The following is a 24,564-nucleotide window of genomic DNA, read 5'->3' as shown; positions in this document are numbered from 1 at the left end:
CAGAAAGCGCGTTCACTGCTTACTCAGCTTGCGTTAGCGCTCGATTCAGCCAGCGTCGGGTAGTCGATGTAACCTGCCGCGCCGCCGCCATAGAGGGTGGCGGGATTGAACGCGGACAGCGGCGCACCACGTTTGAGGCGCTCCACCAGATCCGGGTTGCCAATGAAGGGACGACCGAAGGCGATCAGATCGGCCTGGTCTTCGGCGAGCCTCGCAGTCGCCAGGTCCAGGTCATAGCCGTTGTTGGCGATATAGGTATTTTTGAAACGCTGGCGCAGAACGCCGAAATCGAAGGGCGCCACGTCGCGCGGGCCACCGGTCGCGCCTTCGACAACGTGCAGATAAACCACATCGAGGGCGTCGAGTTGCTCGACGACGTAATCGAATTGCGTTTGGGGATCACTGCTGGAAACGCCATTGGCTGGTGACACCGGAGACAAGCGCACACCGGTGCGATCCGCGCCAATTTCATTGATGACGGCCGCCGTCACCTCGAGCAACAGACGCGCACGATTTTCAATCGAACCGCCGTAAGCATCGGTACGCAGATTGGCACTGTCCTTGAGGAACTGATCCAGCAAGTAGCCGTTTGCACCGTGAATCTCTACGCCATCGAAGCCGGCGGCGACTGCGTTAGTCGCGGCCTGGCGAAAATCAGCGACGATCCCCGGCAGTTCGCTGATGTCCAGCGCGCGAGGCTCGGAGACGTCTTCAAAGCGGTTGTTGACGAACACTTTGGTAGCGGCACGCAGTGCAGAAGGGGCCACGGGGGCGGCGCCGTTTTCTTGCAGATCAACGTGTGAGACGCGTCCGACATGCCACAGTTGCAGGAATATTTTTCCGCCCTTGGCGTGGACGGCATCGGTGACTGTGCGCCAGCCATCGATCTGCGCCTGCGTATAGATCCCGGGTGTGTCCTGATAACCCTGACCCTGTCGAGAAACCTGTGTAGCTTCGCTGATCAGCAAGCCGGCGCTGGCGCGCTGGCTGTAATAGGCGGCCGCGAATTCGCTGGGGACAAAGCCTTGGCCCGCGCGGTTGCGTGTCAGCGGTGCGAGAACGACGCGATTCGACAGCGCGAGGCTACCGAGGGTGTAAGGGGTGAACAGGTTCTGATTGGTCATCTGGAGTTTCTTCCGTGCCCGTTGATGGAGATCGGTGGTGCGTTCAATTAGGATGATGATCGAAATCTAAACTGTCAACGGTTTTGATTATGACCAGCATCTATGTATGATTGGACGCATGATTTCCCGGTAAACACGAGGTATTGCACGTGAGAGTGACCAAGGCCCAGGCGCAGGCCAATCGAGAGCACATCGTTGAAACGGCCTCAGAGCTGTTCCGTGAGCGCGGTTTTGACGGTGTCGGTGTGGCGGATCTCATGGCGGCTGCCGGTTTCACCCATGGAGGCTTCTACAAGCATTTCGCTTCGAAGGCCGACCTGATGGCCGAAGCCTCGGCCTGCAGCCTTTCCAAATCGCTGACGGGCGCGCAAGCGCTCGATGTGCCGGGCTTCATCGACGTTTATGTGAATAGAGAACATCGCGACGGGCGTGGCAGCGGTTGCACCATGGCCGCGCTGTGTGGCGACGCGGCGCGTCAGTCGGACGATGTGAAAACAACGTTTGCCGAAGGCATTGAACACACCCTGCAAACCCTCGGGGAAAAATATCCGACAGGGCCGGATGCCGCGGAGGGTGAGGGGAGAAAGAAAATGATCGACTTGCTGTCGCGTGCGGTCGGCGCAATTGTCTTGTCACGCGCCTGCCCGGATGATTCCGCATTGGCGGATGAAATCCTTGAGGCATGCCGCGCTGAAATGCTTGCTTCATTACCGGTGTTGCCGGGCGACAGCGTGAAAACGCTGTAGAAGGACGGTTTTCGGCGATTACCCGTTTCCATCCGATCAGTCAGGGTTTGCGATTGTTCGATTCGTGACTATATGCTCTATTGGTCACGATTTGTAAGTCCTCGACAGGGTGAGTAAGCTACTCCCATGAATCAGCCATCAATATCCTCGCCCGGCCCACGTGGCCCAGTCGATCACGACATTCGTGATCAGATTGTCGCGGCAGCCAATGAACACTTCAGTCAATACGGCTACGGCAAAACCACGGTTTCCGACCTGGCGAAAGCCATCGGTTTTTCCAAGGCTTACATCTACAAGTTTTTTGATTCCAAGCAGGCCATCGGCGAGGCTATCTGCGCAAACTGCCTGGCAGAGATCGTCCGGGCGGTGGAGCAGGCTATCAATGTAGAAGGCCTGACGCCGACGGAGCGCTTTCGACGTTTGGTCAAAACGGTGATGGCCACCGGTGTGAATCTGTTCTTCAACGACCGGAAACTCTATGACATTGCGGCGTTCGCGGCCTCGGAAAGCTGGCCCAGCACGCAGGCTTACGACGCACAGATCAAACGTTTCCTGGTGCAAATAGTGCGAGAGGGGCGAGAGGTTGGCGAGTTTGAACGCAAGACGCCGCTGGACGAGACAGTGGAAGCGATCCATCTCACGCTGCGACCATTCGTCAACCCATTGCTTCTGCAGTACAACCTCGATTACGTCGAGATCGCGCCCACGCTCACCTCGAACCTCATATTGCGCAGCCTCATGCCTTGACCCAGCGCTGATCAAATTATTCTGCTGATTTGAGTCAACGCGATATCCCCCTCTCAACGCTTCCATTCCCGGCACTTGAGTGCCTGTAGTGCATTCAATTTCGCTGTTCGTGACCATTGACTGAAATGGTCACTTGGATAATATGGCTTCACTGTCGTTTTCGATGTTGTTTTTCAGTGATCCCATAGAGTCCAGATAATGAAAAAAATAATGCTCAAGAATCCCGTCGGCCTGGCCGTCGCGCTGGTGTCCTCCAATGTGTTGGCCGGTGGTTTTGCACTCAACGAACAAAGCATCAGCGGGATGGGGTCCGGTTTTGCCGGGCGATCTTCATCAGCCGAAGACGCCAGTACGATCTACGGCAACCCGGCGGGCATGGCGCGGCTCAAACGAGAGCAGGTGAGCGTGGGTGCGGCGACGCTGTTCGCCAAATCGGACATCAGCCGGACTCGCAGTACCTTCGGCGGCAAGGAAGACGGCAACATGGTGCCCACCACCACTGTACCGATGGGGTATTACGTCAAGCCGATCGATGAGCATTGGGCATTCGGCGTCGGGTTTTATGTGCCTTTCGGGTTGATCACCGATTACGGCAGTGGTTTTGCCGGACGCTATTACGCCAACAAGAGTGAAGTCACCACGCTGACCTTCCAGCCGACGATCAGCTACGCCTTTAACGAAAAAGTCTCGATCGGATTCGGGCCAACCATCAACCGTATCGGCGGAGAGATATCAGGCATGGTGCCCAATCCACTCAGCCCGGGGCGTAATGACGGTAAGCTTAAAAGCACCGGCGATGACACCGCACTGGGTTTCAACGCCGGCGTGCTGGTGCAGGCGACCGATCAGACCCGTCTGGGCCTGACGTATCACTCCAAAGTCAGTTACCACTTGGACGCCAAAACCAAGGTCACGGATGGCATCTTCAGCGTGCTGGGCGTCAGCGGCCGTAGCTATGACGCGTCGCTGGATGTGGACACGCCGGAGTCGGTGGACTTTTCGGTGACGCATCAATTCAACAACGACTGGACCCTCTATGTGGGCAGTACCTGGACACGCTGGAGCCGCTTCAAGGAACTGACGATTGAGAACAGCGGCTTGCCGCCGTTGCTGAGCGGCCCATTGGGGACGATCAGCGAAGAGCAGAACTGGCATGACACCTGGGCTCACGCGATCGGTGCGGCCTACCAATTGAATAACCAATGGGTGCTGCGTGGCGGGTTTTCGGTTGATCAGTCACCCACCAACAATACCAATCGCGGCCCTCGGATTCCTACCGGCGACCGTAAGGTTTTCAGCTTCGGTGCCGGCTGGACACCCGTGGACAATGTCACGATCGATCTCGCGTATTCCTATCTTTGGGAGGAGAGCGTACAGATCAACGACACCTCGGCAACCCGGGGTGCGTACAGTGCCATGTACAAGAACAGTGCGAGCGGGTTCGGTACTTCAGTCAGTTACCGCTTCTAGTTGAACGCGGTTAAGCCAAATGCGGGTCGGGAGTACGCATGCCTCCCGACTCGGAATAGCCTGGTCTGAAGCGATCTGGGGTTGCTGCTCAGCGCGCCGTTACAGACTGCGATTCAGCGGGTTGCCAGCCACCGCCGAGCGACTTGAATACCGCCACCGCCGCGCGGGCCGACTCCGTCCGCGCTTGCGCTCTGGCGTCGGAGGCCTGCAGCAGTGTTTCGTCGGTGTGCAAGACATCGATCAGGCTGGCTGTGCCTTTTTCATAGGCGGTGAACGCGGACTGGCGAGCTTGAGTCAGCGCCTCTTCGCCGCCGGTAAGGGTGGTGGTCTGAGCTTGCCGATTCACCAGCGAGGACAGCGCGTTCTCCACATCCTCGGTGGCTCGCAGTACTGACTGGCGATACGCGGCCAACGCTTCAGCTTCCTGCCCCTTGGCCTGATCGATCTGGGCGTTGATGCGTCCGAAGTCGAAAAGCCTCCAACGCAGGCCCAGGACACCGCTCGACTGGCTCGCGCCGCTGGTGAAAAGATTGCCTCCGGATACCGCTGTTGCGCTACCCAGCAAGGCGCTGAGGGAAAATTTCGGGTAGTACTCGGCAATCGCTTCACCAATGCGCGCGTTAGAGGCTGCAAGCCGACGCTCGGCCACGATCAGGTCCGGTCTGTGCCGCAGCAGATCTGTCGGTGTACCCAGCGCAGTCAACGACGGCACCTTGGGAATTTCGCCCTCACGTGCCAGTTGCGTGCGGTGAGTGCCCGGAGGCATGCCGAGCAGCACATCCATCGCATTCATGGCCGCCTCCAGACCGCTTTGCAGTACCGGAACGCTCGCCTGAACTTGTGACAATTCACCCTCGGCCTGGCGCACTTGGTACTCCGCGGCCAGGCCCTTCCCGTAAAGCAACCGAACCTTCTCCAGCAACGCGCGCCGGGTATCGACTTGCTGGTTGGCAATGTCCAGCCGTGCCTGCAATCCGCGCAGGGTGATGTAGATATCGGCCGTTTGCGCGGCGATTGTCAGCCGTGTAGCGGTGAAACCCGCTGCTGATGCCTGGTACTCAGCCAGTGTCGCCTCACGCCCGCGGCGCAGTCCGCCAAATACATCGACTTCCCAGCCCGCCTCGAAGTTGGCCTCGTAGGCATTGCCATAACGTTCATAGCCCGGTGTTGAATTCAAAACCTGGCCCAGTGGCGTCTCGACGGACTGATAAGCGCGTGCAGCCTGTGCGTTGATGTTCGCCGAGGGCAGCATTGCTGCGTTTGCGGCACCCAGGCCGGCCCTTGCCTGGGTGACTCCCGCCGACGCCTGCGCCAGGTCCAGATTCTGCTGCAGAGCCTGGTTGATGAAGTCGGTCAGCATTGGATCATTAAAGTTTTCCCACCACGCGACAAGGCTGCCTGGTGTTGATTCGGACCGCGGTTCGACAGCGGACTGGCCCAGGTAATGGTCCGAAAGTGGGGCGTCCGGATGTTGGTAATCCGGACCCACCGCACAACCTGCCATCAGGCCGGCGGTAATCAAAAGAGCAATCGGGCGGAGGGGAGGCATTGGAGTTCCTTGGCGGATTGATTGTGACCATAATATGTTTTGGTCACAATCTGTCAATTGACAACGCCTGTGTAGACGCAGCATTTCCGAGGATTCTTGAGTGTTTGGCCGAATTCATGAAGCGGAAATACTTCATTGTCGTGACTGTTGACTGAACTGGTCACAAGGATGAGAATATGATGATCATCCTATTTAGTAAGGGAATCTATGCGACGGCTTCGATCTTTCCCCATTGCCGCATGCCTGTTGCCACTCGCTCTGGTGGCGTGCGGTGATTCTTCCCCCGTATCCGACCCTCGTACGCAGGCGCCTTGGGTTCGGACCACCGCCGTTCAAGCTGCGACTGACGGTTCTCGATCCTTTACGGGGGTTGTGACCGCGCGCATTCAGACCGACCTGGGTTTTCGCGTATCGGGCAAGGTGCTCGAACGTCTGGTTGACACGGGCCAGACCGTCAAGCGTGGTCAGCCGCTAATGCGACTTGACCCCATCGATCTGGGGCTGCAGGCACGCGCGCAGCAGGAGTCGGTCAGCGCCGCCCGGGCCCGCGCCAGGCAGACAGCCGATGACGAAGTTCGCTATCGCACCCTGGTCAGCGCTGGCGCCATTTCCGCATCGGCTTACGATCAGATCAAAGCCGCCGCAGACACTGCCAAGGCGCAGCTCAGCGCTTCTGAAGCGCAAGCGGACGTTGCCCGCAACGCTTCTGGTTATGCGGTGCTGGTCGCCGATGCCGACGGCGTTGTGGTGGAAACACTCGCAGAACCCGGACAGGTCGTCAGCTCGGGACAATCGGTCGTTCGACTGGCGCGGGCAGGGCAGCGCGAGGCTATCGTGCACTTGCCCGAAACGTTGCGTCCCGCCGCAGGGTCCGCCGCGCAAGCCACACTCTATGGTGACGCCTCGGGTGCTGTGACAGCGAAACTGAGGTTGCTTTCGGACTCGGCGGATCGCACGACGCGCACGTTCGAGGCGCGCTATGTACTGGAGGGAGCGCTGGCCAATGCGCCGATAGGTTCGACTGTCACCCTTAGAGTTGCCGAGGGCTCGACACCTGCCGCTTCATTACAGGTGCCCATCGCTGCTGTTTACGACGCGGGTAAAGGCCCTGGCGTGTGGGTCATCTCCGGTACACCGCCAACAGTGACCTGGCGACCGGTTCAGGTGCTGGGGTTGAGCGACGATTCGGCGCGAGTGGCCGGCGACCTCCGCATCGGCGAACAGATTGTGGCGCTGGGCGCTCACCTGTTGCGCGAAGGTGAACCAGTAAGAATACCCGTGCCTGATGCGACGACCGTTGCCGGGAGTCGTCCATGAGCGAGGGACGATTCAACATTTCCGCCATCGCCGTTCGGGAGCGCGCGATCACCGTCTTTCTGATCTTCTTGATCGCCGTTGCCGGCATCCTGGCGTTCTTCCAGTTGGGGCGTGCCGAAGATCCTCCGTTTACGGTCAAGCAGTTGACCGTCATCACGACGTGGCCGGGGGCGACCGCACAAGAGATGCAGGATCAGGTCGCGGAACCCCTGGAAAAACGCCTGCAAGAACTCAAATGGTACGACCGCTCGGAAACCTATACGCGGCCAGGGCTCGCTTTCACGATGGTCTCGTTGCTCGATAGCACGCCCCCTTCGCAAGTGCAGGAGGAGTTCTATCAGGCACGTAAAAAACTCGACGATGAATCTATCAAATTGCCGGCGGGCGTCATCGGGCCGATGGTCAACGACGAGTATTCGGACGTGACCTTTGCGCTGTTCGCCCTGAAAGCCAAAGGCGAGCCACAGCGATTGCTGGTCCGCGATGCGGAGTCCATGCGGCAGCGCCTGTTGCATGTGCCGGGGGTGAAGAAGGTCAACATCATCGGCGAACAAGCCGAACGGATATTTGTTTCGTTCTCGCATGACCGTTTGGCGACCTTGGGCTTGTCACCGCTGGACATCTTCGCCGCGCTGAACAGTCAGAACGCACTGACCCCGGCCGGGTCAATCGAAACCAGCGGGCCACAAGTTTTTCTGCGTCTTGATGGTGCGCTCGACAAGCTGCAGAAAATCCGCGACACCCCTGTTGTCGTGCAAGGGCGGACGCTCAAGCTGTCTGATGTGGCCAAGGTCGAACGTGGTTACGAAGACCCGGCCACCTTTCTGGTGCGCAATAACGGCGAAGATGCTCTGTTGCTCGGTGTGGTGATGCGTGAAGGCTGGAACGGTCTTGATCTGGGCAAGGCGCTGGATTCCGAGACCGTCAGGATCAATGAGGAAATGCCCCTGGGCATGAGCCTCTCCAAGGTCACCGACCAGGCAGTGAATATCGACTCCGCCGTTGGCGAGTTCATGGTCAAGTTCTTTGTCGCGTTGCTGGTGGTTATGCTGGTTTGCTTTCTGAGCATGGGCTGGCGTGTCGGCGTGGTAGTCGCTGCCGCCGTACCGTTGACCCTGGCGATCGTGTTTGTGGTGATGGCGGCCACCGGTAAGAATTTCGACCGTATCACCCTCGGGTCATTGATCCTGGCGCTTGGGCTGCTGGTTGACGACGCCATCATTGCCATTGAAATGATGGTCGTGAAAATGGAGGAGGGCTACGATCGCATCAAGGCGTCTGCCTATGCCTGGAGTCACACGGCAGCGCCGATGTTGTCCGGTACCTTAGTGACGGCGATCGGCTTTCTACCTAACGGATTCGCTCAGTCCACGGCCGGTGAGTACACCAGCAACATGTTCTGGATCGTGGGCATTGCACTGATCGCTTCCTGGGTCGTTGCGGTGGCTTTCACCCCTTATCTGGGCGTGAAGTTGTTGCCAGACATCAAGGCCGTGGAGGGTGGACACGCGGCGATCTACAACACGCCGCGATACAACCGCTTCCGCCGAGTTCTGACTCGGGTCATTGCGCGCAAATGGCTGGTCGCGGGCACGGTGGTCGCGCTGTTCTTCGTGGCGGCTGCGGGCATGGGCCTGGTGAAGAAACAGTTCTTCCCGACCTCTGACCGTCCCGAGGTCATGATCGAGGTGCAGCTGCCCTACGGCACCTCCATCGAGCAGACCAGTGCCACGGCTGCCAAGGTCGAGGCCTGGCTGCGCCAGCAGGACGAGGCAAAAATCGTCACGGCCTATATCGGTCAGGGTGCGCCGCGTTTCTTCCTGGCGATGGCGCCGGAGCTGCCCGATCCGTCGTTCGCCAAGATCGTGGTGCTGACCGAGAGTCAGGAAGCACGGGAAACCCTCAAATTGCGTTTTCGTGACGCGGTCGCTCAAGGGCTTGCCCCTGAGGCGCGCCTCAGGGCATCGCAGATTGTGTTTGGTCCTTATTCGCCATTTCCGGTGGCTTACCGGGTGATGGGGCCTGATCCGGCAAAGTTGCGCGTGATCGCCGAGCAGGTGCGGGGCGTGATGCAAGACAGTCCGATGATGAGAACCGTGAACACTGATTGGGGGCCGCTGACTCCATCGTTGCATTTCAACCTGGATCAGGACCGTCTGCAGGCAGTGGGGCTGACATCGACTGCGGTTGCACAGCAATTGCAATTCCTGCTCAGCGGAGTACCGATCACGGCGGTGCGTGAGGATATTCGTTCAGTGCAGGTCATGGGGCGGGCAGCGGGCAATATCCGCCTCGATCCCCAGCAAATCGGAGGCTTCACCTTGGTTGGTGCGTCGGGGCAACGAATCCCGTTGTCGCAGATCGGCGAGGTCGATGTGCGCATGGAGGATCCGATGTTGCGCCGGCGTGATCGCACCCCGACCATCACCGTGCGCGGCGACATTGCCGAAGACTTGCAACCGCCGGATGTTTCCAGTGCGCTACTGAAGCAACTGCAACCGATCATCGAGAAACTGCCTTCCGGTTACCGGATTGAGCAGGCGGGTGCGATCGAAGAGTCCGGCAAGGCCGGCAAGGCGATTCTGCCGTTGCTACCGATCATGATCGCTATGACCCTGGTCATCATCATTGTGCAGGTGCGTTCGATCTCGGCGATGATCATGGTGTTTTTCACCTCGCCGTTAGGGTTGATTGGTGTGGTGCCGACACTGCTCATCTTCAATCAACCGTTTGGCATCAATGCGCTGGTCGGGTTGATTGCACTGTCGGGGATCCTGATGCGCAATACGCTGATTCTGATCGGGCAGATTCATCACAACGCGCAAGAAGGGCTGGATCCGTTTCACGCAGTCGTCGAAGCCACGGTGCAACGTGCGCGACCGGTACTATTAACGGCGCTGGCGGCAATCCTGGCGTTCATTCCCCTGACACACTCGGTGTTCTGGGGAACGCTGGCCTATACCCTGATTGGCGGCACGCTTGTCGGCACCATCATGACGCTGGTGTTCCTGCCCGCGATGTACTCGATCTGGTTCAAGATCGGTCCTGAGGATGAGAGGCAACCTGAAACAGTAAAACCGGTGTAGCTATAAATCTTGAAATCGAGGCCTGCTCTGTCGGGCCTCTTTGCCGCCCTCACATGAACCCAGCACGCTGCGGCAGGTGTGGTGGTGCTGATGGCCAGTGCCTCAATTTCCTCGATCATTCTGGGGTGCATTTTCCTCAAGGATGCCATCTCCGCGAACGCTACTGTTGGCGCCACACTGGCAATCGCTGGGATCTCGGTAATCTTCGGCGGCGACCTGTAGCAGCGCTTTACCCTGCAAGGTGCTGCGCTCGCCTCCATGGCCGGTTCCGGCTATGGAGCCTTTTCGATTGCCATGAAGCGTATGGGGGGTGTCGGGGGGAGGGGGCTGCACTTCACCCGGCAATTGTTGTTCTTTGGCAGCATGTACTAACTGATGCCTGCAGCGGCCGATGGTTTCGTGATAGGCGAGCTGTCGCCGCTGGCGGTCGCTGTGCTGCTGGCGCTGGCCACGCTGCCGACAATCCTGGGCTTCTTCTGCACCACCAAAGCCATCGAGTATCTCAAGCCATCCCAAGTGCAAGTGCAAGCGCTGGAGCTGACCGAACCGATGTTAGCCGCGTCAATGAAGTACCGCGCGATAGCCTGTACGTGGGAGCGGCACTGATAGTCGTCGGCCTGTGTTTCTCCAATGAGCTGATCCGTTTGGGCAGCAAAGCCTCCGTCCCGTCGACCGAGTGAGCTATTTTCGAACCCTGAATAACTCTGTCGTCGCGAGCAGCCCATCGACTGTTCAAGGTCACGCGCTGGCGGACCTTGAACAGTCGATGGGATCAGACGCGAACAATTGTTCGAGGCGCTGCAATATCGGCCCACAATGCTCTAGCCAGCGTCACCCCTTGGTCAGATCAACCAACGGTGTCTGCCGCACTTCAGTCTCCCGCCCACCCTGAATCTCGCTCACCTGCTTCAAGGCCTTATCCACAGCCACCTTATCCACCAACAAGCTGTAGCTGATGCGGAACTGCTTGTGCTCCTTCGGCCCAATTGTTGGTACGAGGTTCAGTGGCCGTTGATAACGGCGGTTGTAGGAAAAACTTGTCCCCGGCTCCAGCCCCGTGACATAACCCTGGCCTTGGGTATCGGTGTTTTTCCACAGGGAAAACACGGGCAGTGTTTGAGTATTGAAGCCGACCGAAACGCCCAGGCTGCCGCCCTTGTTGTGCAACACTGTCAACGTATCGCCCTTGGCATCGGCATACGGCACAACGTTGTAAACCGTTTCGTCGTAGTCCTTGGTCGGTGCGCGGTAGGTTTGCCATTCGGGCAGATCGCCCTTGGCCTTATCGTTGAACGGCGACACCTGTTTCACCGGCGCGGCGAAACGAGCGCCTTGCTCCAGGAACGGGGTGCTGAAGTTACTGTGATACAGCGCCTGGTATTCCTTCGGATAGTCGCCGTTGTTGGTCAGGGTATCGTTAAGGGCGAACACTACGCTGCCGGGTTCGGTGACCAGTTCGGTGGCGACGGAGAAGTCGACTTTCTTGAACGCCTGCTCTTTCAGTTCACCGCGCAGGGTGATGGCGTACGGTGGAGTTTCATCGATGTGCAGGGTGACTTTGTTCGCAGGAATGTTGGCGGCCCGGCCGTGCAGGGTCAGCAGTTCGCCGTTGTCGACACCGGGATGGCCGACCCATTCGTATCCACAGCGGGTGACCAGTTCATTGAAACCTTCCAGCCAGCCCAGACCACCGCGGCCATTGAGTTCGATGAAGGACGGATTGACCACTTCCTTGACCGGCGAATCCCAGCCCATACGCACACTGCCGACCGAGGCCTGCAAGACGTTCATTCCGCGCGTCGGCACCACCGAGAGTTTCATCTTGCCGTTATCGATGTCGACGATGCTGACTCCCTCCTGCCGACCGCCATGCAAGGTGCGCAGGGTAATGCTGAAGGGTTTGTCGGTTTTTATGCCGAGTTGTTGGCTCGTGATCTGCCAGTTCAGGGCGGCTTTGTCGGTGTCGAGCAGAACGTAATCCCAGGCCATGGCGTGGGAAGAAGCGGACAGGGCACTGAGGACAACAAAGAGTTTGAGCGGGGTCATGGCAGCAGCCTTTCTTGAAGTTGTGCCATTTTTATAAACGTGATGAAACGTTTCAGCAAGCTTGAAAAGTGAAACAACACCGGTAAAACCAAGAAAGACTTGGGTCAAACCGAAAAATTGAGTCGATGCGATGCCGCAAATCCGCCGCAAGCTTCTCTGGCTCTTTGGCAGTCATCAGCACTGGCTCATCAGGTATTGAAGCGTTTCTCGAACAGACCTCCAAAGCGCTGGGTACTCTCGAGCAGCGTGCGGTAAAAAGTGCGCAGTTGATCGACCAGTAACCGCGCCTCGCTCGCCATGGGCTCCTCGCGGGTGGTGAGGTTGGCAGCGTGCAGCGAGCGCAGGGCGAACACGGTAATTTCGCTGATGACCGGTAGCGACCTGCCGCGAAGGACAGCCAAGTGTCGATAAATGCCGCCTTACGAGTGGCAGCTTTTGGCTGTGGATTCAACCGGTCGACGCAACAGATTGGCTAATAGTTGCTGCTTATGACCGACCGCTATCGGCCTGCGGACTATCGACACTGGCTGGGGGCTTTTTACCGGTCACGACGGGCACCGTACGTCGCTGTGGCTGAACGTTGATACGATCCTTGCCTCTACCGATACACAGGCACAGGAGAAGGGAGATGTATGACGATGCGAAGGTTCAGGCATTTTCTGCCTTTCACGACTTATTGGTCGTTCCGGACGTCCGAATGAATGCTCAAGAGCAGTCTGCGTTCTGCCGAAAGAAAACACTCCCTCATCGTGCCAGTAGCTGATCCTTACTTATATTCAACTGCTTGGTCTGTGTGAGCTCAGTCCGCGCTCAACTCTTCAGTTGATACGTTATGCCGATAGAACGTAATCCGTCAGATGCTTATTCCATACCGTTTGGTAGTTCCGCTCGAATTCGAGAGAACAGTTCGTCGAGTGAGATCGGGTGGCCCTGAAGTAGATAACAGCCAACGAGAATTGTCAGCGGATGTACGTCCAGTACCGTTGCCAACTCGTCCACCTTCTCGATCGTAGGGCTCTTCAGACCGCGCTCCAGGGTGCTGAGATAAGTACGGCTACTCACGTCGGAGAAGTCTTCCTGGGAAAGCTTCCTCTCCGATCTCAGCATTTTCAGGGACGCGCCAAATGCCTGTTTCAGTTCCATATTGCCGACCTCGCAAAAGGAACGATGAAGCCTTCGCGAGCTCTATAGAGCTACAATCTATAGTGTTCACTTTTGGGATGGCGCTATGTTCATCACTCACAAGCCAGCAGAGATTTTCCTCAGTGCGTACCTGGGTGACGGCTCTACCCAGTATTGGCAGTACGTTGAGCAGACCACTCATTGTCCCTGGTTTTACGTCAGCGTGGGTCGACAACAAGACGCTGAAGCGTTGACTAGCATGGTTATGCTTCCAAGCATTTCAGCGTTTGAGAAGCTACTTAATGAACAGGGAGCAGACATCTGGCTGTTGGATGCGCAGCTGGTTTCACCGGCTTATCTGAACGGAAGTGACGGGTGGAAGATGGAGAGGCTGTTAGAGGTGCGCGAAACAGTGGGTGACATCAGTGAGGAGGCGGCCTACGTGTATAGCCTGGAGGGAGGGCATATCTACACTGAGACCTTGGGGTCCAGCACATCAGATTTGCAAAATCCTCGTATCATTTTCTCGGCTTCACCGGCATCTCGGAGAGCATGAGATCAACACGCTCGAAAGGTTAACGGCATCTTCGACGCGCTAGCGGTTAGGTAATCTTGCCCGCCCGCCGCGTCAGTTGGCGGTGTTGGCAACCTTTCTGCCACTTACCGCTTTCGCAATGGAGTCAGTATGCTTTCGACATCCAAACCTTTCAGCAGACAGTTGTGCGCAATTGCCGACAGTGCTTCAAAGAGCTGGTCTCGCTGCTTTATCAAGTCGGCATTCTCCGCCTGCAGATTAACAATACGTTCTTCGAGGCTTCTTCGGCGGCGGGCACCGTCTGGATCTCTCCCACTCTCCTTGAGTTGTGCGATACGGGCGGACTCGATTCGCCTCCCACGGTCCCCCACTAAGGTAGCTCGGCTAGTCAGGCCCAATCGACGCTGCACTTCGGGGCGTGAAATAGGCGCGTTCTCTAGTCCTAAGCTAATCATTTGGGCGAGGAGGGCGTCGATCGCCTCATCCAAGGTCCCGCCTCTCAAGGTCTGTCGATGAGCCATGGTCGCCTCTAATTATCTGAAACAGAGCTGTGCCGTTTGTCCGTGTCCGCAATCGTCATTGGATGCCCATTCGGAAATACGCGTTGCACACCTACATTGGTATCGCGTGCGAGGACGGATTTTAAATTGTTGAGCTTGTCTTCCTGGTCCGCCAGCCATACATCGCTGCCTGCCTCTCCGGCGCCGGCATCGCGCATGATGGTGATTGCCGTCGTCAAATTCTCGGCTTGTTTCTCAAGGTTGGCCCGCTCCGACGGAGTGCCCATCAGATGGAGATGCGAGCAGCCATTCCAGCACTGAAGATGCTTAGGGCAGGGCGCTTGGGAGAAATCGTGAATGCAACCTCCGAAGGGTGTTACGTGTAGCGCCGTGGCGTGTACGGTGAGGAATGCTTCTGCAGTTGTCGTGCCTTTATCTGACAGCAACGCATGGTAACTGTCGGTTAACGCGCCCTGAATGCGTTTATCTCTTATGCCTGTATGCAGAAAATCGATGCGCTCGTGATGGCTATTGAACGCCAAGAACTCGTGATGCGCAGCAGTGTTTTCCTCAATGCTTGTGTGTTGGTAGTAGACATTCTGGTCGAGGCGTTTTCGCCCTAAGGCCAATGCTTGCTGAACATCACTCATGCCGGTCAGATGATAAATAGTGTTTCGCCAGTGTCGGGGTTGGTGGCTTGTTAGCCTAATCGGAGTGCCATCGGATTCGGTTAGTAAACGACGCGAAAAAATGGACGCATATTTTTCATCATCACCTAACGCGTGATTGATATCCACGATGCTGACCCGACGCGGGACCGCACGAAACACATTTGCCTCACGTCCACCGAAACGAAATTGCCCGTCGAAAGCGATGGCAAGCGTTTCGCTGGTTCTAAGTACGATACGAGCCTCCCCCCCGACATTTTCTGTTAGTACCGCGTGCCCACGAAGCTTCGGGACGATCAGTCTTTCAATCTCCCCCGCGACGTAGCGTCGCTTTAACGACCTTCCTCGTTTCTCATCGGGCTCATTGTCAAACGGATGGACGCCGTTGCGTGTGAGGAAAAGGTATAGATTTCTGTTTGCACTCCTTGTTTCGCTAAAACCTAGCCAATCCAAGACCATTGCATCGGAGATCACCGACTGAGGAGGGTAGCTCCAAATACGTCCTGGGTGGAGTTCTTGCCAAGCGGCAATCTCTCGCTGCTCTTCGGTTAGCGTCTTCAATCTCTCTACCGCTCGCCTGGCTAAAGGAACGTCGCTTTCAGCCAACCAATGAACACGGGATTGAAATTGCTTTTCCGCAAAGTACCTAATTCCGCATTCGATCAGAGGCTTACCATTGGCATCTACAACGACCTCTCCTGTGCTCCCTTTGATCGGCCTCTCGACCCAACAATCAAAGGGGATGACTGCTACTTCGTTACCTCGCTGTCCAGTCGCAATCAATAAATCGATCACGCGCAGCAAAATTTCTTCGCCGTCACTGAGCGGGTTGTTCGAACATAGGGCGTATGCTTCCATCGCCTCACGAGAAGGCAATCTATCATCAGATTTACGCTGTTTTACCGCACGATCAGGATCGTGCAATGAGATGTACTCGTGGCGGCGTTTCTCTGGTTTTGCATCATGTACGAAGTGGATGGCGGTCTCGGTTAATTGCAGTTTATCGATCGTATCCGCTATTACCTGAAGATGAGAGATCGCGTCGTAAAGGTTCTTGTAGCCACTCACGCGGAGAAATTCTACGACGCGGTCAAAATAACCCCGCGTCAACTGTGTAGGGTCGGATACGCGTCGTTCAAACAACGGATTGTAAAGCCGGCGTACGGCAATATTGTAGGCCGCGACCATCGAAAACTTCAGGCTTCGGGTGCGTTGAAGATATACGATTAATGCCTTGCAAAAATCCTGGAAATCTAAGGGCAGGGCAGCTTTAGGAGGAACAGAATAGCCATTCTTTTCAAGCGACTGTCGGTGAGTTTCAAAGGTTATGGTCTGTTGCTTTAAGCGCTGCGGCAGCCAATGCTCGACCGACCATAGCGTTAGCTCCCAAGGGGTTGTAATCGGTAATGACCGAAAAACCACTTGTTCCTGTTTGATGAAGCCTTCGAGACTCTGCGTTGCCCTAGACTGCGTCATCTGCGGCATCCTCCGTGTGTTTCCGGCAGCGCTCGATCATAGCGCTTACCGCCAGGATGGTTGTCTGATGCTGGGCGAGGGGCCGGTTGTGAATGAGATCTCCGGCTTGTTCCGCCATGTCTATGAACCGTTGCGCTTCTCGTTGCAGCGCCTCTTTTACCTGCTCATGGCGGCCGTCAGCAAAGGGGTGAAACTTCTTGCAGGTGTAGCAGGCGTAGACGGGATTGTAGGGGCAGTGCGTATGAACCGGGAGGGCGCATGCACCGATGTCCCCAATGTACTGTGTGTCGATCACGCCACGGATCGCTCTTTCGGCAACAGTATCGCGGCGTTGCACGACTTCCCCGGTCAAGAGACTGCGCATAATGCGTTGATAGGCGGGACTCTTGCCGAGTGCTTTTTCTTTGATCCGGGCAATGTTGGGAGTTGCCGTGACGTAAGCGCGCGCCGCTACTGTGCTGTTGTGGCCAAGCAGTTCGGCAATCATGTCTGCCGGTGTTCCCTGGTCAGCCAAACCTTGCCCGAGGTGATGACGCAACAAGATAGTTACCTGGTTAGGCTTGTCTATCCCTGCTTCACGCAGTTCATGTTTAAGGCCTATGCCGATTTCGTTAACTGACAGACGTTTTCCATTAGGATTGACAAACAATGGTCCGCAGTCGCTGCCAAATTGGCGTTGAATTTCCGAGATGTGGCGTGAGATTTTTTCACCCAGTCGGGAGGTGACTTTGCGGGGCCGTCGCTCAGGCCTGCGCTGGCCGACCTTTTTGGCCATGGGTAACCACAGGGTGTAGTACCTCTCATGATCAGCGCTTTCAATGAACTCAAAATCCGCGATGTCAAGCGAGTGGAATTGAATCGAGCGTGGTGCGAGTTCGAAACCTAAGTGAAGTACTATATTAAACTGGGCCTCCTCCCAAGAGATAGGTGAAAACTCTCGTTCAATGCGTTTGAGCAATCGAACTTCCTCATCGAGGTCTAAACCAGACTGCGAGAGAAAAATTCGCGCATACGGGTCAACTCGATCTGATTTCACATCCTTGATTTTTAAGTAGGTGATTGGATCGAAGCCATTGATTCCTCTATCCATTGCCCATCGGTAAAGCCTTCGAAATCCTATAAGTACTGCCCTCGTTTTTTTGAGTTCCTCGAGAGCAGTGACCAGTTGATGGGTGTCCCAAGGAAGTCCGGTCGCGAGATTTGTACTAGATAAAAAGCGTAGGGTATCTGCGAACATTACCGCGGTTCGAGGAGCATATTTCTCAAGTGCATAGGCCATAAAACCTTTGCCTATTTCTATTAGCTCCGAATTCAATTGGAGTGCAGTCCAATCAATTTTCATCGCGAGTCCACCGTCGTACCACGTCCACACCGGCAGGCGGGTATCGACGTATCGTGGCTGGTCAGTGGTGCGAGTTCGAATCGCAACCTGAGCCGGGCCCTCGAACGCGTAGGTCGGAAAAGAGGAGGAGGGTGAAGCGTGTTCTTGATCGGCTGATTTGGTCACGGCGAACCTCCTTAACTGTCAAGTCGGCTCCAGGCTGCCGAAGCACGCTGGGCGTTGTGGAGGTTAGCCGACTCGGCTAGATAACGACTTGCATAACGGCGTGGCATCGTCGAAGTATCGGACCAACCGCAGACTCGCCGGAGCTCGTCCGTGGCCCGCTCGAGGTCATACCCACGCTTCTCGACAAGGTAAGCCAAAAACCGATCGGCAAAGGTGTGGCGAAAGTCATGCGCGGAAAGTGTAGGCAACAACCCCGGATGAGCCAGTTCAATGGTCAGAAACAGCCGATCAAGGACGTTAGACAACGCGCGGATCGACAGCGGGCGACCTCGGTCAGAGATGAACAAATAGCGGTACAGCAATTTCATTGGTTTGCCATTACGCAGGGGGCGTCGCTCGCCCTGGATATAACGCTCGTAGACCTCATACAACTGCGCGGAGATACCTACTGTCCGTCCGTGTGTTTTCAGCGCAGGCTCTTCAGCGCGCGGGTCGCCGGGATCATGTTCGCGGTCATTGATGCTGACATAGGCATGCTGAGAACCCTCATTGACATCGGTGGTGTAGAGCTTGAGAAGCTCCCCTCGGCGCATACCGGTCTCCAGTAGTAATTCAATCATTAGCCAATTGCGCAGCTGCAGCCTTTCCGGGAACGGATTCTCCGTAGCGCCGGGGCGAATCAATGTGCGAATGATCTGGAGTTGCGTATCCGTCAGGCTGCGGTAACGAGCGCGGTCCTGCCGAACGTTGATGATATGGCTCTCAAAGCGCCGCTCAATGACGTCGGCGACATCTGCAAATACAACCTCGATGTTAGCCAGGGTGGTTGAATTTTGACGAGCGCGCGGGATGTATCGGGTGACACACCAGGACAGGTATAGCTTCAGCAAACGCAGGTACTGGTCACGAGTACGCGGATCGATATACGGAAAAGGTGCCGTTTCAGCTTTGCCGATTCGGGCGACCAGGTTGTCGGCTTGACGGCCGCTTTGGAGCCAGATGGCGTAGCCGTCCAGTAACGCCAGAATCGACTCGAATTGGCAGGCCAAGATGGCGTCATCAATATTGAGGTCACGGCTTTTAGCATAGATATAGAAAGCCTGGATCGCGCGCAGATGTGCCGCCGCCGTATTGTAAGCCCGGTGCCTGAGTCTGAGTTGGACGTAGATGAACGGAACGAGTATGGGCAACGGCTCCGCGTTACCAGCGTGCACGAGCAGCGGAACACGCTGACCTGAAGAGAAACGGCACTGAATCAGCTTCATCGGCAGCCACCACATTCAATGACTCGCCATGAACACGAAGGACATGGCCCGTTGAAAGAGTGGACGCCAGAAACGGATTTGTCGAATCAGTGGCTTAGACAGCTCATGAACATCTATGACATGACCTGTCGTTTAACATAATATACATTACACGTAACAAGATGTTGCGAGATCAGCCCGGTTGCACACCCGATTTCAATCTCCACCATGGCTCCTCAAAGCACCTTGCCTTTGATACCAGTACTCGGAAGTAAAGATTCAGATAAAACCGGAAGTAAACGGTTGGTAAGCCGTGTCTTCGTCTATTTCAGTCGATTACTGCCAGTTTTTTACAGAGGTTCACTCCGTTTCAACCGATTACTGACACGATTTCAGCGTCTTCCTCCGTTTCAACCGATTCCTGACACGATCTCAGTGTCTCCCTCCGTTTCAATGGATTGCTGACACGATTCTTAGCGTCGTCTGTCTCCTTTTATAACGATTACTGACACGATCCCGATCGCCTGTTTCTATTTTTATCCTCTGATTCCAGACCGAAGCTGGATTCCCGCTTCGGTAAAGACATTGCCAATCACCTTGCCCCGGGGAAACTGGCGGCCTGCAGTGCGGTAGCCGTCATATGGCCAACTCCAGTTCAGGATAGTCGTAACGCTTGGGCGAGACATCTCTACCGGCGTGTATGTCTCGTTGGCCAACGTTGTGGCCTTATGTACCAACCTGCACCTGCACCTGCACCTGCACCTGCACCTGCACCTGCACGAGAGCTGTGCGTGGGAGCACGGACTTTGGGAATCCCTAGGTTGACACCAACCAGTTGGGCGTAGGATGTTTAGTATCGGACATGAAGCTTGGGAAAAAGCGCCGCCCAGTCTGGACACGGCGGTTTAGTTTTTGCCTCAGTCAGTGACATGTGTGACATGCTGCAAGCGCTCCCCGCCCAAGATCTAACCTCCGCTTGACGCCAGCTCAACTAAATGACTATTTAGTTGAGCTAAAACAATGACTTACATATATGGTAATAGACTGTTGCTCGCGCGCGAGCTCTGGGGTCGCTGGATCTGCGGGGAACGCGAACTGCTGTCGTCATCCGAAACGACACCGCGTACTACGTTTATAAGTGACCAGCGGATCGCTTACCACGCATCAGTGATACTACCCACGGCTTGTACTGAGTGCGCAGCAGTGATGCATACTGATCAGACATTTCGTAGCCAGGGATGGACGTTATGAAGAACAACCGTGCTGTCCTCGAACTACTAGCATTGGGAATGGACTCATCGCTGGCTGAAAACCTCCACGCCAGTGGCTGGACGCCTCCAAAACTTCGACAACAAAGCGATTGGGAGTTGTTGCAACTTGGAATCGCCCCCGAAATTCGGCAATCACTACAGTTTGATGAGCCTCCTGCAATCCCCATTAACACGTTGAGTGATGTACTGGATGCCAGCCGCGGGATGTGCTGCATTTGTCGACTGCCTAACCAAACAATCGTAGCGCACGCCATCATACCGCTGGCTGCCGGTGGCAATTACTCACCTAATAACCTCGCGATTCTCTGTAAATATCATCAGATTGAGGCTAAAGCCACGCGTCCTGCTCGAGGTGGCTCTCAAAGCGGCCCAATGAATGACTGGCTGGTCACTGCCAAAAAAACTTGGGAAGTCTACTACGAGGAATGCGATTCTATCTCCACTATACAGAGTCACAGTAAGCGTGGAGAGCTGAATTGGTGGTACTTCAACCTACACGGTCTTTGTGAGGTTGTTAAAACAAAAGTAGAGCTTAACCAACTACCGCGCTTTCAATCTCTGTTCTCGAAAGGCCTATGCGACACAGAGGGAGTTCCAATCTACGCCCAAGATGCACCCTCGCCTTACCAAGGCAACGGCGGCTTGGCTCTGTATTCATACATGTTTGACATTTTATTTGAACTCTTGGGAATACGTACCCTTAAGAATATCTACCCTACAGATCGGCAGGCATCAGTGATCGGTACTGTGCACACGGGGGATCTTATTTGCTTTCATGGTGAGCATGCTTTCGATGATTTACCGTCCGCAAATACCGACCAAACGTTAATTAGAGGCACATGTAGATTTAGAAAGGTAGAGATTACTTTTGTATTCGACTTGAGTGAGAGTACGTCGAAGTTAGCAAGATCTAATTGGCTTTGCGGTCAAAGAAAATTGGCGAGCTTCATGTTGGTTAGTAAAGTTGGGTGGGCAGGTGCTAAGTACTGCATTGTAGGAAGCGTAATGGCTATACGAAGTGTCAGTGACCAGATCGATAGGTAGAGCCGAATTCCGCGAAGAAATCGCTATTAGCCAACACCCTACTACTTCATTGGGCTCACCCTCCTCTCTTCATCTGCGTGTAATCCTAGCATATACCATGCAGCGTGAAATCGGTCGCCCACATCTCTCAGCCTCTTGAAGCCCGGAGCTTCTCCTTGATCATTTCCAAGCTCAATCCGTATCTAAAAAGATAGTCGCGAGATTTCTGTGAGGGGTTGTTGCCTACGGCGTTCCCATACAGGCGCCTACCAAGCTCTGCATAGCTTGGACAGTTCAATGCCATGCGGATGGTATAATCCAGTTGGTTCTGCTCGAAAACGTTAAGTTTATGATCAGGTATGAGCATGCTTACGTAATCCTCTGCGGCGTTTGCACCTGATACCATTGAACTGTTCCCTCCAAGTTCTACATAATTGAACCCTAGGGCAGCCCATTTGGCCCGAAGTGTGTCGATCTCTACTTCGACAGCATCTTCAGAAATTTTTTCGTCAACGGAGCGCGTGATCATCCGCTCGACAGAGGTCGACAGATCCCGGAAATTTGCCATCCATGCGCCTTCCTCAGAAGCAGCGAACTTTAGGTATCGCGTCAGCGCCTTTGTTGAGAACCGTTGGACATAAGGCAGGCGGTTCGTCGATTTTCGGAGTTCATACTCAAGGTTAGGCTCAATATCTTCCAAGCGTTGACGCAGCGGCGGCAACCTGAACTCCCACGTGGCGAGCCTAGCCAGCAAATCTGCTCGAAACTGGCCCTTCTTGACCATTCCCTCAAGATCCTTGTTGCTCGCAGCAATCAGCTGGAAGTCGCAATTTATGGACTCACGGGAACCCAATGGGGTGAAGAACTTATCTTCCATCGCCTGCAGGAGCAACGCCTGCGCGGACAACCCGAGTTCATCGATGTTGTCGAGGAACAGCATCCCCTTGTTTGCAAATTGAAGTGCACCTTTCTGGGCGCTCGTGACGCCAACCAATGTCCCCTCCTTATGACCGAACAACGCGGACATCGCTAAGGCATCCTTCAAGGCTATGCAGTTCACCTCAACAAAACGTTGAGTGAGCAAGGTAGTTCGTGCCCTGATCTGGTGCAGCCGGCGCGCCATGACCGTTTTTCCAACGCCTGAGGGGCCGCTTAGCAAGATTGGACTCTGCGAACACAGTACAGTGCTTTGGATGTTCTCGACCATCTCGTTGTAGTAGACGTTTCGCGTAGCGATATAATCCTTGAGAAAGCTGATGCTCTCAGGGTGGCCCATTGGGTATTGGTTGAGGATAACGTCGTATCTTGAAAGATCCAGGTCGATGACTTGTATCTTGGAAGCTAAATCACCAGTCTTCGCGTCCAGGCATTGAACGAGCTCAACCGGCCAGCGGCGCGATTCTGCAAGGGTACAGAAGCAAATCTGCTGGATGGGCGTACAAGTAGTAATGTTTAGATAGTACTGATCAGCTGGGTCGAACCTGAGAACATCACTGAGCCGCAGCACGTTCCTATAGGTTGAGCTCAGATTGGAGGAGCTTGGGCTCGTCTCTATCAATTGAACATCAAAGTCGCTACGCATTCGGTTAGCGTCGTCCTTGACCCGGTATGCTAGGTCTTCGTCAGTTTTTTCGTAGAGAAGGATCATGCGATCGATCTGCGGTTCTCTCGCCAGTGCGAGCCCGACGTTTGGACGCCACTTTGTGCGGCGTTTGTCTTGGGTACCACCGTCCAGGGAGGTACTGAGAAACGAGATCATGATCGACTTGGACATATACCTCCCTGATTTATCCCTTAGGCTTGCTCACCTGAAAGTTAAGCATGTAAGCGTTGAACCTCGTAGAGTTTTTTCCATGGTCGTGAGTGACCTCAGGGCCTCCTCATTACACTCGATAGCATCAGAAACATGGTCAAGTCCTTCATGCGCGAGCCCCTGCACCTTTAATGCTGCGGCCTTCCAACCTGGGTTTTCATCAGTCCCCGTGCTCGAGCCCCGATCACAGCAGTCACTACCCGCCCCAGCTCACACCTCCAGCCTCGAGCATGGTTTCCGCGGTCAGGATTATGTCGACGAAGTTAACTGAATCTAGCAAGGCCCCATCCGCACCATACCTATAACCGACACAGAGGCCGAAAACGGGATAGACCTGAGGAGGTAAACCAAGCTCCTTTGCAACCCCTTCAATGTCGTTACGTATGGCCCCAATGTAGACGCTACCGAGCCCGAACGACTCCAGAACTACTACTGCGTTTTGCGACGCCAGGGCTGCGTCGATCGTCCCGAGCAGCAAGCTTTCAAGGTAAGGCACTGCTTCCAGCTCCACCTCTTGCTGCTCAGCCACTCGAGCTACTCTGGAGAGGTCGGCAAGCCAGACGAAGAACAGAGGCGCCTGGCGAATATAGGCTTGGTTTCCTGCCAAAGCTGAGAGACGAGCCTTTCGATCGCCATCCTGAACCGCAACAACGCTCCAGACCTGCAGGTTTGATGAGGTTGAGGCTGACTGCGCCGCGGCGATCAGGGTCTCGATGGTGCCGTCGGGCAGTGGCCGATCAGTTAAGGCACGAACGCTGCGATGATTGAGCAGTAAGTCGATCGTCTCGTTCCATGACTTGAGGGGAGAGATGTCTGCCGCGCCGTAGCGGGCAGCCAGTTTCAATTGAGGGTTGGCTGTCATTCGAGATCTCTAAGAGGTCGAGCCTACCAAATCGCCGGAAGCGCGGCACGCCTCCCTGGCGAAGTTTCATATACCATGCACGCTAAACAGATCCACACAGGGCGTTTAGTTTGCCAGCAAAACCTCTTACCGCCCGCGAGGCCTATCAGGTGCTTCGCGAACTTGCCTTGGGTGTTCGCACCATGCGCCGTCTGGGTGAGAAGTCATGGACTGAAATGTACTGCGGCATGATGACCGTTGAAGCCGATGGATGGGTCATCACGTTCTACAACGATTGCGACACTCTCGATTACTGCGACAGCTGTTATAGCCCAGACGGCCGAGCTTACATCTTCAATTCATCGCAGCAATTCGGGACTGACCCAGTCGAGCTTCTGAGCACGTGGGAACATGCTCAGATAGAAAAGATGCTGGCAGATATTTGATTGGCCGCGGCGCTTTCTTGCAGGGGCGTTCAG

General features: G+C 55.5%; 17 protein-coding genes and 2 pseudogenes. 9 read left to right on the top strand and 10 right to left on the bottom strand.

The genetic code is table 11. The features are described 5' to 3' along the window. Positions 1 to 23 precede the first annotated feature (23 nt). Positions 24 to 1,124 (bottom strand): alkene reductase, encoded by a 1,101-nt coding sequence (locus tag AC1RR7_RS05600; protein WP_493156555.1) that lies wholly within the window; start codon positions 1,122 to 1,124, stop codon positions 24 to 26. A gap of 149 nt (positions 1,125 to 1,273) precedes the next feature. On the opposite strand from AC1RR7_RS05600, the gene AC1RR7_RS05595 reads away from it, so the two are divergent. The 3 genes from AC1RR7_RS05595 to AC1RR7_RS05585 all read left to right on the top strand — a co-directional run bounded on the left by AC1RR7_RS05595 (position 1,274) and on the right by AC1RR7_RS05585 (position 4,087). Then, on the top strand, positions 1,274 to 1,870 hold the full coding sequence (locus tag AC1RR7_RS05595; protein WP_493156553.1) for a TetR/AcrR family transcriptional regulator: 597 nt from the start codon (positions 1,274 to 1,276) through the stop codon (positions 1,868 to 1,870). Between the two features lie 126 nt (positions 1,871 to 1,996). Continuing rightward, positions 1,997 to 2,617 (top strand): TetR/AcrR family transcriptional regulator, encoded by a 621-nt coding sequence (locus tag AC1RR7_RS05590; RefSeq protein ID WP_493156551.1) that lies wholly within the window; start codon positions 1,997 to 1,999, stop codon positions 2,615 to 2,617. Positions 2,618 to 2,815: 198 nt separating this feature from the next. Then, a complete protein-coding gene (locus AC1RR7_RS05585) occupies positions 2,816 to 4,087 on the top strand; it encodes an OmpP1/FadL family transporter (RefSeq protein WP_493156549.1) in 1,272 nt (423 codons plus the stop codon). An 88-nt stretch (positions 4,088 to 4,175) separates the two neighbouring features. Here AC1RR7_RS05585 and AC1RR7_RS05580 read toward each other — a convergent pair whose 3' ends face one another. Next, positions 4,176 to 5,636 (bottom strand): efflux transporter outer membrane subunit, encoded by a 1,461-nt coding sequence (locus tag AC1RR7_RS05580; protein WP_493156547.1) that lies wholly within the window; start codon positions 5,634 to 5,636, stop codon positions 4,176 to 4,178. A 207-nt stretch (positions 5,637 to 5,843) separates the two neighbouring features. Between AC1RR7_RS05580 and AC1RR7_RS05575 the strand changes: the two genes are divergently transcribed. The 3 genes and pseudogenes from AC1RR7_RS05575 to AC1RR7_RS05565 all read left to right on the top strand — a co-directional run. After that, the gene (locus tag AC1RR7_RS05575; RefSeq protein WP_493156545.1) at positions 5,844 to 6,953 is read left to right on the top strand and encodes an efflux RND transporter periplasmic adaptor subunit; all 1,110 of its coding nucleotides are present in this window, start codon (positions 5,844 to 5,846) and stop codon (positions 6,951 to 6,953) included. Next, positions 6,950 to 10,039: an efflux RND transporter permease subunit gene (locus tag AC1RR7_RS05570; protein WP_493156543.1), complete on the top strand. Its 3,090-nt coding sequence runs from the start codon at positions 6,950 to 6,952 to the stop codon at positions 10,037 to 10,039. Before AC1RR7_RS05575 ends, AC1RR7_RS05570 begins: the two co-directional genes overlap by 4 nt. A 63-nt stretch (positions 10,040 to 10,102) precedes the next feature. Further along, a pseudogene (locus tag AC1RR7_RS05565) lies at positions 10,103 to 10,719 on the top strand (DMT family transporter); the annotation flags it as partial. A 151-nt stretch (positions 10,720 to 10,870) separates the two neighbouring features. Here AC1RR7_RS05565 and AC1RR7_RS05560 read toward each other — a convergent pair. The 3 genes and pseudogenes from AC1RR7_RS05560 to AC1RR7_RS05550 all read right to left on the bottom strand — a co-directional run bounded on the left by AC1RR7_RS05560 (position 10,871) and on the right by AC1RR7_RS05550 (position 13,228). Then, on the bottom strand, positions 10,871 to 12,085 hold the full coding sequence (locus AC1RR7_RS05560; protein WP_493156541.1) for an aldose 1-epimerase family protein: 1,215 nt from the start codon (positions 12,083 to 12,085) through the stop codon (positions 10,871 to 10,873). A gap of 194 nt (positions 12,086 to 12,279) precedes the next feature. Further along, a pseudogene (locus AC1RR7_RS05555) lies at positions 12,280 to 12,498 on the bottom strand (hypothetical protein); the annotation flags it as partial. A 448-nt stretch (positions 12,499 to 12,946) separates the two neighbouring features. Next, complete coding sequence (locus tag AC1RR7_RS05550; RefSeq protein WP_234205289.1) at positions 12,947 to 13,228, bottom strand: helix-turn-helix domain-containing protein; 282 nt, start codon at positions 13,226 to 13,228, stop codon at positions 12,947 to 12,949. Between the two features lie 85 nt (positions 13,229 to 13,313). Between AC1RR7_RS05550 and AC1RR7_RS05545 the strand changes: the two genes are divergently transcribed. Further along, entirely contained in the window at positions 13,314 to 13,763 is a 450-nt protein-coding gene (locus AC1RR7_RS05545; protein WP_493156539.1) for a hypothetical protein, read from the top strand. Positions 13,764 to 14,271: 508 nt separating this feature from the next. On the opposite strand, the gene AC1RR7_RS05540 is transcribed toward AC1RR7_RS05545, so the two are convergent. Genes AC1RR7_RS05540 through AC1RR7_RS05530 form a run of 3 tightly spaced genes read right to left on the bottom strand, consistent with a single transcriptional unit; the run spans position 14,272 to position 19,158 of the window. Next, entirely contained in the window at positions 14,272 to 16,386 is a 2,115-nt protein-coding gene (locus tag AC1RR7_RS05540) for a hypothetical protein (RefSeq protein ID WP_493156537.1), read from the bottom strand. Next, positions 16,373 to 17,893 (bottom strand): site-specific integrase, encoded by a 1,521-nt coding sequence (locus AC1RR7_RS05535; RefSeq protein WP_493156535.1) that lies wholly within the window; start codon positions 17,891 to 17,893, stop codon positions 16,373 to 16,375. Before AC1RR7_RS05535 ends, AC1RR7_RS05540 begins: the two co-directional genes overlap by 14 nt. 11 nt (positions 17,894 to 17,904) lie before the next feature. Continuing rightward, positions 17,905 to 19,158, bottom strand: a complete 1,254-nt coding sequence (locus AC1RR7_RS05530) for a tyrosine-type recombinase/integrase (RefSeq protein ID WP_122742404.1) — start codon at positions 19,156 to 19,158, stop codon at positions 17,905 to 17,907. 1,226 nt (positions 19,159 to 20,384) lie between these two features. On the opposite strand from AC1RR7_RS05530, the gene AC1RR7_RS05525 reads away from it, so the two are divergent. Beyond that, positions 20,385 to 21,452, top strand: a complete 1,068-nt coding sequence (locus tag AC1RR7_RS05525) for an HNH endonuclease (protein WP_493156533.1) — start codon at positions 20,385 to 20,387, stop codon at positions 21,450 to 21,452. A 127-nt stretch (positions 21,453 to 21,579) separates the two neighbouring features. On the opposite strand, the gene AC1RR7_RS05520 is transcribed toward AC1RR7_RS05525, so the two are convergent. Continuing rightward, positions 21,580 to 23,205 (bottom strand): RNA repair transcriptional activator RtcR family protein, encoded by a 1,626-nt coding sequence (locus AC1RR7_RS05520; RefSeq protein WP_493156531.1) that lies wholly within the window; start codon positions 23,203 to 23,205, stop codon positions 21,580 to 21,582. Positions 23,206 to 23,440: 235 nt separating this feature from the next. Further along, positions 23,441 to 24,106 carry a nitroreductase family protein gene (locus AC1RR7_RS05515; protein ID WP_493156529.1) on the bottom strand — a complete coding sequence of 222 codons (666 nt, stop codon included), beginning with the start codon at positions 24,104 to 24,106 and terminating at the stop codon, positions 23,441 to 23,443. A gap of 110 nt (positions 24,107 to 24,216) precedes the next feature. On the opposite strand from AC1RR7_RS05515, the gene AC1RR7_RS05510 reads away from it, so the two are divergent. Further along, the gene (locus AC1RR7_RS05510; protein WP_493156527.1) at positions 24,217 to 24,531 is read left to right on the top strand and encodes a DUF7693 family protein; all 315 of its coding nucleotides are present in this window, start codon (positions 24,217 to 24,219) and stop codon (positions 24,529 to 24,531) included. Positions 24,532 to 24,564: the final 33 nt, after the last annotated feature.

This window comes from Pseudomonas sp. GW821-FHT11G12, from assembly GCF_058808055.1.
This window is presented reverse-complemented; position numbering and strand designations above follow the sequence as displayed.

Bases quoted from the DNA above. Each gene is read 5' to 3' on its own strand.
- AC1RR7_RS05600 (WP_493156555.1), bottom strand. From the start codon at position 1,124: ATGACCAATCAGAACCTGTTCACCCCTTACACCCTCGGTAGCCTCGCG.
- AC1RR7_RS05590 (WP_493156551.1), top strand. From the start codon at position 1,997: ATGAATCAGCCATCAATATCCTCGCCCGGCCCACGTGGCCCAGTCGAT.
- AC1RR7_RS05585 (WP_493156549.1), top strand. From the start codon at position 2,816: ATGAAAAAAATAATGCTCAAGAATCCCGTCGGCCTGGCCGTCGCGCTG.
- AC1RR7_RS05580 (WP_493156547.1), bottom strand. From the start codon at position 5,636: ATGCCTCCCCTCCGCCCGATTGCTCTTTTGATTACCGCCGGCCTGATG.
- AC1RR7_RS05575 (WP_493156545.1), top strand. From the start codon at position 5,844: ATGCGACGGCTTCGATCTTTCCCCATTGCCGCATGCCTGTTGCCACTC.
- AC1RR7_RS05570 (WP_493156543.1), top strand. From the start codon at position 6,950: ATGAGCGAGGGACGATTCAACATTTCCGCCATCGCCGTTCGGGAGCGC.
- AC1RR7_RS05560 (WP_493156541.1), bottom strand. From the start codon at position 12,085: ATGACCCCGCTCAAACTCTTTGTTGTCCTCAGTGCCCTGTCCGCTTCT.
- AC1RR7_RS05550 (WP_234205289.1), bottom strand. From the start codon at position 13,228: ATGGAACTGAAACAGGCATTTGGCGCGTCCCTGAAAATGCTGAGATCG.
- AC1RR7_RS05545 (WP_493156539.1), top strand. From the start codon at position 13,314: ATGTTCATCACTCACAAGCCAGCAGAGATTTTCCTCAGTGCGTACCTG.
- AC1RR7_RS05540 (WP_493156537.1), bottom strand. From the start codon at position 16,386: ATGACGCAGTCTAGGGCAACGCAGAGTCTCGAAGGCTTCATCAAACAG.
- AC1RR7_RS05530 (WP_122742404.1), bottom strand. From the start codon at position 19,158: ATGAAGCTGATTCAGTGCCGTTTCTCTTCAGGTCAGCGTGTTCCGCTG.
- AC1RR7_RS05525 (WP_493156533.1), top strand. From the start codon at position 20,385: ATGAAGAACAACCGTGCTGTCCTCGAACTACTAGCATTGGGAATGGAC.
- AC1RR7_RS05520 (WP_493156531.1), bottom strand. From the start codon at position 23,205: ATGTCCAAGTCGATCATGATCTCGTTTCTCAGTACCTCCCTGGACGGT.
- AC1RR7_RS05515 (WP_493156529.1), bottom strand. From the start codon at position 24,106: ATGACAGCCAACCCTCAATTGAAACTGGCTGCCCGCTACGGCGCGGCA.